The organism is Micromonospora sp. D75 (assembly GCF_018070405.1).
Lineage (GTDB): Bacteria > Actinomycetota > Actinomycetes > Mycobacteriales > Micromonosporaceae > Micromonospora > Micromonospora chalcea.
Map to the genome: position 1 here is coordinate 1 of NZ_JAGPXV010000592.1, position 3,718 is coordinate 3,718.

Here is a 3,718-nt window from a genome sequence, read left to right on the forward strand (position 1 = left end):
GTTCCCGCCCACCGGCTTCTCGCTCAAGCTGTACGAGAACTTCTTCACCGACCCGACCTGGCTCGCGTCGTTGCGTACCTCGGTGCTTGTCGGCGTGCTCGCCGCGTCGCTCGCCACAGTGGTCGGCACCGCCGCCGCCATCGGCCTGCACAGCCTGACCGGGCGGCTCGCGCGGCTCGCCCGGACGTTGCTGATGGTCTCGATCGTCACGCCGTCGATCGTGATCGCGGTCGCGGTCTACATCTCGTTCCTGAAGTGGCACCTCGTCGGCACGCTGAGCGGGTACGTCCTCGCCCATGCCGCGATCGGCGTGCCGTTCGTGCTGGTGTCGGTGACGAGCGCGCTCAGCGGCTTCGACCCGAAGCTGCTGCGGGCGTCGGCGTCGCTGGGCGCGACGCCGATCCGGACCTTCCTGTTCGTGACCATGCCGCTGATCAGCCGGGGGATCGTCACCGGCGCCATCTTCGCGTTCGTCACCTCGTTCGACGAGGTGGTGATCGCGCTGTTCCTCCGCGCGCCGACGTTCCAGACGCTGCCGGTGCAGATGTACAACAGCGTCACCGTCGAGATCGACCCCACCATCGCCGCGTCGTCGAGCCTGGTCGTCGTCGCGGTCACCGTCATCTGCCTCGTGCTGTTCGTGGGCAACCGAAAGAGCCGATAGGAGCATCATGTCCGCATCCACGTTCCGCACGGCCGAGCCCGTGCCGGCGTCCACCCGGGCCGGGACCCAGATCCGGCTCAGCAACGTGACGAAGGACTACGGACTGACCCATCCGGCCGTCGACGACGTCTCACTGACCATCGAGCCGGGCGAGTTCATGACCCTGCTCGGGCCCAGCGGCTCGGGCAAGACCACCACGCTCAACCTCATCGCCGGGTTCGAGACGCTCACCACCGGCGCCATCTCGTTCGACGGCGTGGACGTGAGCCGGCTGCCACCGCACAAGCGCAACCTCGGCATGCTCTTCCAGAACTACGCGCTCTTCCCGCACATGACAGTCGCCCAGAACGTCGCCTATCCGCTGCGGGAACGCCGCATGTCCAAGCCGGACATCGCGCGCAAGGTCGCGGAGGTGCTCGAACTCGTCCAGCTGACCGGCCGGGACGGGCACTACCCGGCGCAGCTGTCCGGTGGGCAGCAGCAGCGGGTCGCGCTGGCCCGGGCCATCGTCTTCGGCCCGACCGCGCTGCTGCTGGACGAGCCGCTCGGCGCGCTGGACCGCAACCTGCGCGCCACGCTGCAACTGGAGATCCGCCGCATCCACCGGGAGGTCGGCTCGACGTTCGTCTTCGTCACCCACGACCAGGAGGAGGCGATGAACCTGTCCGACCGGATCGCGCTCTTCAACGACGGGCGGATCGAGCAGCTGGGCCGCCCCGAGGCGCTCTACCGGTCGCCGGAGACGCTGTTCACCGCGCGGTTCCTCGGTGACTCGACGGTCTTCACGCTGTCGCAGGCGACCGGTACGACGGCGGTCTGGGAGGGCGAGGTGTGGTCGGTCGACGGCCGTACCGTGTCGGGCCTGGTGCGTGAGGGCCGCCCGGCCGCCCTGGTGGTACGGCCGGAGGACGTCCGGATCGCGGCCGACCGGGACGCGGTTCCGCCGGACGCGAACTGCGCGGCGGCGATCGTCCGCGACATCGAGTACATGGGGGCGTACCGGACCGCCATGCTGTCGCTCGGGGGCGCGGGCGACGTGATGGGCCGCGCCCGGCTGGACGCGCTGGAGAGCGACCTGCGGATCGGCCAGCCCGTGGTCGCCTGGTGGCGAGTCGACCGGCAGCGCGTCGTCGCGGGGTAGCTCGTTCACCATACGCACATTCGACCGCGCTCTTTGGTAACGAACAGGTTCCACGCTCTTGTTGGGCACGTTACGCCCTCGCTACTGTTCACTATACGAAGCACCAATCCATATTCCGAACAGTACGCCCGCGTTCGCGGGCCATAGCCGAAGGAAGTGACATGGTGTTGAGAACATCCCGCGTCCTCGCGGTCCTCGTGGCAACCGCCGTCGTGTCGATGACCGCCGCCTGCGGCGGAGACGAGCCGGCCGCCGCGGTGGACCCCGAGGGGGACGTCAAGCTCACGTTCGTCGCCTACGGCGGCGTCGGCCAGGACGCGATGATCAAGCACTACCAGGAGCCGTACACCAAGGCGCACCCGAACGTGACCTTCACCAACACCTCGCCGCCCGACGTGGCGCAGGTGAAGGCCCAGGTCGAGAGCGGGGCGGTGCTCTGGGACGTGGTCGCGACCGCGCCGGCCGCCGCGACCCAGAACTGCGGGACGCTGTTCGAGCCGCTCGACTTCTCCGGCGTCGACAAGAGCAACCTGGCCGAGGGCACGATCGGCAAGTGCTACATCGGCAACTTCATCAACGCCTCGCCCTTCGCCTACCGCACCGAGGCGTTCCCGGACCCGAGCAAGGCGCCCAAGACCATCAAGGACTTCTTCGACGTCCAGAACTTCCCCGGCCAGCGCGGGATCCTGACCAACCTGCAGAACGGCATCCTCGAATACCCGCTGCTCGCCGACGGTGTGGCGCCGGACGCGCTCTACCCGCTCGACGTCGACCGCTCGCTGAAGAAGCTCAACACGATCCGCAAGGTGACCACGTTCGCCCCGAACGTCGGCGCGCTCCAGCAGGCGGTCGGCTCCAAGCAGGTCGACATGTTCCTGCTCGCCGACGCGCGGCTCGTGCCGCTGATGGACGAGGGCGCGGACATCACAGTGGTGTGGGACGTGACGGTGGCCTCGATCAACTGCTTCGCCGTGCCGAAGGGGTCGCCGAAGAAGGTGGCCGCGGAGCGGTTCCTGTCCACGGTGGTCAGCCCGGAGGCGGTGGCCGGCATCTCCGAGGCGCTCGGCACCGCGCCGGTGAACCTCGCCGCCAAGCCGAACCTGTCGGAGAACGCGAAGAAGGTCGAAGTCTACGGCGACGCCAACACCGGCAAGACCGTGCTGCAGGACGTCCAGTGGTACGCCGACAACTTCAACGAGGTCACCGCCAAGCTCACCAACTGGCTCGCCGGCTGAGGTGACCCCCCGGTAGCGATTCGTCCGTCATGTGAACTACGCTTCGGGGGTGGCGAACTTTGATCCGAACGAAGCCTCGAACTCGGACATCCGGGCGGTCGCGCGCGTGGGACAGATCTGTGCGCTCTTCGGTCCCCGGGTCGTCGAGCTCACGGCCGCGGACGTCGCCGAACGGACGGGTCTGAACCGCACCACCGCCTACCGATACTGCGCGTCGATGACTGCCGCCGGCATTCTCGAACGGGGGACGCGCCGCGGGACGTTCGCCCTCGGCGGACTGATGCTGGAACTGGGAATTCGGGCGCTGGGACGCCAGCGGATCGTCGAGATCGCCGGGCCCCACCTGCGGAAGCTGAGCACCGACGCGCGAATGACGGCGGTGCTCAGCGTCCGTGGCGCCCAGGGGCCGGTGGTGACCCTGGTCGAGGAGGACACCAGCCGCCAGGTCGTGGTCACCGTGCATCCCGGCACCAAGCTCGACGCGAGCGCCGCGCAGACGCACGTGTACCTCGCGTACGCCGACGAGGCCGTGATGGACCTGGTGGCCGCCGGCATGTCCCCGGCCGAGCGCGCCCGGCTGGACTCCGAGGTCTACGCCGCACGCCGGCAGGGCTACAGCGTGGCCCGGCACAGCGGCGGCCTGTTCGCGGTGGCCGCCCCGGTCTTCGACGAGAAGGG

4 protein-coding genes and 1 pseudogene are annotated in these 3,718 nt (G+C 68.9%); all 5 read left to right on the forward strand.

Going from position 1 to position 3,718, the window contains the following annotated elements; genetic code table 11:
* The coding region (locus KBX39_RS26040) for an ABC transporter permease (RefSeq protein ID WP_210872977.1) at positions 1-664 on the forward strand (664 nt) is incomplete at its 5' end.
* A gap of 7 nt (positions 665-671) precedes the next feature.
* Complete coding sequence (locus KBX39_RS26045) at positions 672-1,805, forward strand: ABC transporter ATP-binding protein (RefSeq protein WP_210872979.1); 1,134 nt, start codon at positions 672-674, stop codon at positions 1,803-1,805.
* A gap of 161 nt (positions 1,806-1,966) precedes the next feature.
* The gene (locus tag KBX39_RS26050) at positions 1,967-3,040 is read left to right on the forward strand and encodes an extracellular solute-binding protein (RefSeq protein ID WP_104115297.1); all 1,074 of its coding nucleotides are present in this window, start codon (positions 1,967-1,969) and stop codon (positions 3,038-3,040) included.
* A gap of 106 nt (positions 3,041-3,146) precedes the next feature.
* A pseudogene (locus KBX39_RS34255) lies at positions 3,147-3,224 on the forward strand (hypothetical protein); the annotation flags it as partial.
* Between the two features lie 33 nt (positions 3,225-3,257).
* Positions 3,258-3,718: hypothetical protein (locus KBX39_RS26055; RefSeq protein WP_247660598.1), on the forward strand; the 461-nt coding region annotated here is incomplete at its 3' end.